Origin of the sequence: Janthinobacterium sp. BJB401 (assembly GCF_013372745.1) — a bacterium.
Lineage (GTDB): Bacteria > Pseudomonadota > Gammaproteobacteria > Burkholderiales > Burkholderiaceae_D > Janthinobacterium > Janthinobacterium rivuli.
In genome coordinates this window covers 1-5,604 of the sequence record NZ_JABXFH010000097.1, presented here as the reverse complement: position 1 = coordinate 5,604, position 5,604 = coordinate 1, and the positions used below count along the sequence as shown (strand labels likewise).

Genomic DNA, 5,604 nt, shown 5'->3' with positions numbered 1-5,604 from the left:
ATGCCTTGGACAGTTCGCCCTCGGGAGCGGCGGCCGATGCGGAAAGCCTGGAGCGGGGCCAGCATCGCCGCCAGGCCATGCAGAGGCGCTCTGCCGCCCGCTCCAAATAACAATGATTCTTGAGAAACCTATGACTTCAATTAGCTCGTCGGAATTCAACAATGATGCATATTCGGTAGCCGTAATCGGGATGGCAGGGCGATTCCCGGACGCTAAAAACGTTGATGAGTTCTGGTACAACCTCAAGAACGGTATCGAGAACGTTCGTACTTTCAGTGACGAGGAATTGCTTGCGGCGGGCGTGTCCGTCAGCGTGTTTGAGGACAAGAACTACGTCAAGCGCGGCACCGTGGTGCCCGACTTCGACCGCTTTGATGCGGAGTTCTTCGGCTTCACGCCCAAGGATGCCGAAGTGGCCGATCCGCAGCAGCGCCTGTTCATGGAGGTGGCATGGGAGGCGCTTGAGCATGCGGGTTATGCGCCTGGGGCCTACCCTGGCGCGATCGGCGTGTTTGCCGGCGCCTCGAACAGCGCCTACTTCCTCCACAAGATCTACGGAAACGCCAAGTTTGCGGAGTCCGTCTCCGTGAAGCAAATCCAGATTGGCAACGAGAAGGATTATCTGTGCAGCCGCGTGGCCTACCATCTTGGCCTGCGCGGTCCGGCGGTGGCGGTGCAGACGGCCTGTTCGACTTCGCTAGTGGCCGTGCATCTGGCCTGCCAGAGCATACTGAGCGGAGAAAGTGACATGGCGCTGGCGGGCGGCGCGAGCCTGCAGACGCGCCTGGAAGGCTATATGTACCAGCCGGGGGATATCATGTCGCCCGATGGAAGCTGCCGGACCTTCGACGAAAAGGCGGCCGGCACCGCGCCGGGCAATGGCGTGGCCGCCGTCCTACTGAAATCCTTGAGCAAGGCCCTGGAGGACGGCGATACGATCCACGCGGTCATTCGCGGCTCGGCGATCAATAACGATGCGGCCGACAAGGTGGGATTCACGGCGCCCAGCGTGAACGGGCAGGCGGCAGTGATTACCGAGGCCATGGCCGTGGCCGACGTTCACCCGGAATCGATTTCCTATGTGGAGGCGCACGGCACCGGTACCATACTTGGAGATCCGATCGAGATGCGGGCACTCCAGCAGGCGTTTGGCACGTCGACCGACAAGAAGCAGTTCTGCGCCATCGGCTCGCTGAAAACCAATATGGGTCATCTCGACACGGCGGCTGGTGTGACAGGGCTGATCAAAGCCGTTTTGACGGTGAGGGAACGCGAGATCGCACCCAGCCTGCACTTTACTAAGGCAAATCCGCATATCGACTTCGCCAACAGCCCGTTCTATGTGAACGCATCGCTGCAACAACTGGCCGCCACGGACACGCCGATGCGGGCTGGGGTCAGTTCCTTCGGTATCGGCGGCACTAACGCACATGTGATCGTCGAGGAGCCGCCGCGCGTGACGACGGAACCGTCGGCGCGGCCAGGCCAGGTGCTGCTGCTGTCGGCCAGGACGCCGGAAGCGCTGGCAGTGGCGGGCGCCAATCTGCAGCGCTTCCTCGCCGCCCATCCGCAAACCAGCCTGGCCGACGCGGCCTATACGACGCAGGTCGGACGAACCGCCTTCGGCTATCGCCGCGCGCTGGTGTGCAGCAGTGTCGCCAATGCGATCGAACAGCTAGAGATGGAAACGGCCGCACCGGCGCCCGTCGCGGAAGGCAAGGGCAGCTCCGTCGTCTTCATGTTCCCGGGCCAGGGCGCTCAGTATGTCGGCATGGGGAAGGACTTGTACCAGACCGAGGAAGTGTTTCGGACCGAGATCGACCGTTGCGCTGAGCTCCTGCTGCCGGCGCTGGGATTGGACCTGCGCGCGGTGCTGTTCGCCGATGGTGAGCAAGCCGGGCATGCCCAGGATCTGCTGCGCCAGACCCAGATCGCGCAACCGGCCTTGTTCGCCGTGGGATATGCGCTGGCGCGTCAGCTCGCGCATTGGGGCATATCGCCCGACGCGATGGCGGGCCACAGCGTGGGGGAATACGTGGCGGCCTGTCTGGCCGGGGTTTTCTCGTTGCCGGACGCGCTTGCGCTTCTGGCCCAGCGCGGCAAGCTGATCGCCGGATTGCCGGCCGGCCGAATGCTGGCGGTACACGCCTCGGAGCCGGCCTTGCAACCGCTGATGGGCAGCGACCTGTGGATCGCCGCGGTGAATGCGCCGGCCATCTGCAGCGTGTCCGGCAGCGCCGAAGCCGTCGAGGCGCTGGAGCGCGTGCTACGTGAACAGGGCATCGAATTCCAACCCCTGCATACTTCGCATGCCTTCCATTCGGGCATGATGGACCCCATCCTCGATGAATTCGCGGCCGCGGTCTCGCGCGTCAAGCTGAATGTGCCGCGCATTCCCTATGTCTCCAACGTAAGCGGCGGCTGGATCACGGCCGAGCAGGCCACCAGCCCCGCCTATTGGTGTGCGCATCTGCGCCAGGCAGTACGCTTTTCGGATGGCGTGCGCACGCTCATGCAGCGCCATGCGCCGCTGTTTGTCGAAGTCGGCCCGGGCCGCTCGCTGGCCAGTCTGCTCAGACAGCACGCCCAGGCGGGTGTCCAGGTGCATGCGGTCGGTGCGCTGCCCGACGCCAAGTCTGCCACTTCATCGGCTACCTCGTCGGCCATCACCCTGATGCGTGCTGCCGGCTGGTTGTGGACGCATGGCGTCGCAATCGACTGGAACCGTTTCCGTGGACAGGAACGCCGTCGCCGCATTCCGCTGCCGACCTATCCCTTCGCGCGCAAGCGGCACTGGATCAATGATCCCGTGTCGGTGGATCTACCTGCGGCCCAGCCGGACCGAACCCGCCGCTCCGATGTCGGGCAGTGGTTTTACGCGCCGACCTGGAAGCGTTTGCCTGGCTCTGTGTCCAGCGCTGCCGCTGCATCCACGGTGCATCTGGTGCTGGCTGATCGCCACGGCTTGAGCCAGTCCGTTATCGATGCGATCCGGGGCAGGGGCGAACAGGTCATCGTCGTCACGCAGGGCGGCGATTTCGCCTCCGTGAGCGCAGAACGGATTGAGATCGACGCCGCCCAACCCGCTCACTACGAACGCCTGCTGTCACTGTGCATGGAACTGCATGGCATGCCCGCCAGGATCACCCATTGCTGGAGCCTGACGCCGCCGCAAAGCGGCAGCGCCATCGACCAGCACGATGGCTTCTACAGCATGCGCTTCCTCGCGCATGCGATCGGCCGGCTTGGCATCGACGCCGCACTGACCGTCAATGTGCTCTCGAATGGGCTATATGCCGTCATCGGCGATGAGTTCCTCGCTCCCGAGAAGGCGACCCTGCTCGGACCATGTCAGGTTATGGCCCTGGAATGTGCGAACCTCCGCAGCCGCAGCGTGGACATCGTCGTCACGCCTGGCGAGGGAATCGGCGCCAGGCTTGGCGCGCTGTTGGCGGCGGAGTTGTCGAGCGACGTAGCCGAAACCGTTGTGGCGTTGCGCGGCAGTTACCGTTGGAGCCTAGTCATCGAGCCGGTGTCAGTGGCGGTGCTCGGGACGTTACCGGCGGTCTCCGGCAGCCGTCAACATTACCTGATCACGGGCGGGCTGGGTGGAGTCGGCTATGCCTTCGCGCGCTATCTGGCCGAAAATCGTTCCGCTCCCGCGCTCACCCTGACCGGGCGCCAGCCATTGCCGCCCAAGGCGGAGTGGGGTGACTACCTTCGGACGCATGCGGACGACGATGCCGGCAGCCGCAAGATCGGCCAGTTGCAGGCGCTGGAGGCGCTGGGCGCCGCCGTGCTGTACCTTGCGGCCGACGTCGCTGACGAAGCGGCCATGAACCGGATGGCCGATGCCGCCATATTGGCATTCGGTCAGCTGCAAGGCATTTTCCATGCGGTTGGACAGGCCGGTGCTGCAGCCCTGCGCCTGACGCCGGGGGGGCAGGCGGGCCAGGTACTGGCGCCGAAACTGGCTGGCGCGGCGATACTGAGCAAGATCTTCGACTTCTCGCGCCTTGACTTCGTCATCCTGTGCTCGTCGATGAATGCTGTGCTGCCTTTCGCCGGCCAGGCCGATGCGGCGGGAGCGGATGCTTTCCTGGACGCGCTGGCCCATCGCGACAGCCTGCAAGCGGGTGGCAACGTCCTGTCGGTCAACTGGACGATCTGGAAGGATGCCGGGATGATGGCGCGCGCCAAGTTGCCGCAGCATCTGACGGAGGATGGCTCCGGCCTTGCCGCGTTGATGTCGAACGGCATTGCCGAACGCGATGCGAAGGCCGTGTTCGATGTCCTGCTGGCGTCCCGACTGCCCCAGCTGATCGTCTCGCCGCTGGCGTTTGCGGTCACGGCCGGGCACATCGCCGATGTCAACCGGTCGGCGCTGGACGCCGAAAAGGCGCAAGCGGTGGCCGGTGGTCAGGGCGTCACTCGTGCCGACCTGCTGGTGGCCTATGCGGCACCCGGCAATGATGTCGAGAAGACGCTGGCCGGTATCTGGCAGAACCTGTTCGGCATGGAAACGATTGGCGTCCATCATGATTTCTTTGACCTGGGCGGCCATTCCCTGATGGCGACGCAGGTGCTATCGCATGTGCGCAAGCATTTGCAGGTCGACCTGCCGCTGCGAAGCCTGTTTGAGGCGACCACCATCGCTGCGCTGGCGGTGCAGATCGAAGCGGCCCGGGTGCAGGCTGAAACGGCAAGGCTGGAGAATATGGCCGCCGCCAAGGTCTCCGTGCAGAAGAGCATCGACGCCATGTCACCAGAGGAAATCGCCGTCTTGCTCGCCGAAAAGAAACGTCTGAAAGCCAGTCAAACTCCACTGGCGTGATAGACCTCACGCCATTTTGCCCTGCCTGGCGACTCTGCCAGGCGGTCCTTGCGTTCCTGTAAGCGAGGATGCAAGGTGAGGGTGAGCATCCCTGCCGGAGCCGCAGACATCCACCCATTCGCGCTTCCGGGACAGACAACGACATTCATTTACTTATCTTTTGAGAGGCACCATCGTATGACCGAGCGCTCGCTGGAATCAATGAAAGAGGAACTCCTTGCTCTGCTGCTGGCGGAGGATGAGCCGCAGCAGCCGACGTCGATTACGCTGGCCGACCGCGCAGGTGTGCTGCCTCTTTCGTATTCACAGGAGCGGGTCTGGTTCATCGACCGCTTTACCGATGGGGGCGCAGCCTACAACCTGCCCGGCGCGTTTGAAATCCGGGGGCGGCTGGACCGCGCCGCGCTCGAACGCACGCTCAACGAGATCGTGCACCGCCATGAAGTGCTGCGTACGACCTTTGATCTTATCGATGGCGCGCCGGTGCAGGTGGTCGCGCCCGAGTTGCGGCTGGTCATTCCGGTCGTCGATATCAGCGCACTGCTGCCGGGCGAACGGCAGGCTCGGGCTGAGGTGCTGGTGCGGGACGAGGCGCGCGCACCGTTCGACCTGCAAGCCGGCCCCTTGCTGCGTGCCCGGCTCATTGCAATGGGCGAGGACGTTCATGTGTTCCTGTTGACGTTCCATCATATCGTCTTCGATGGCTGGTCGATGGGGGTGCTGGTGAGAGAGGTGGCGGCCTTGTACAGCGCGTTCGTTGAGGAGACCGG

Annotated in this window: 2 protein-coding genes; both read left to right on the top strand. The window is 63.9% G+C overall.

Annotated features, from left to right (window positions below):
* Window positions 1–130 precede the first annotated feature (130 nt).
* A complete protein-coding gene (locus tag HWE17_RS28185) occupies window positions 131–4,834 on the top strand; it encodes a type I polyketide synthase (protein WP_176391081.1) in 4,704 nt (1,567 codons plus the stop codon).
* 177 nt (window positions 4,835–5,011) lie between these two features.
* Window positions 5,012–5,604, top strand: a 593-nt coding sequence (locus HWE17_RS28180) for a condensation domain-containing protein (protein WP_217916924.1), incomplete at its 3' end; no start/stop codon positions are given.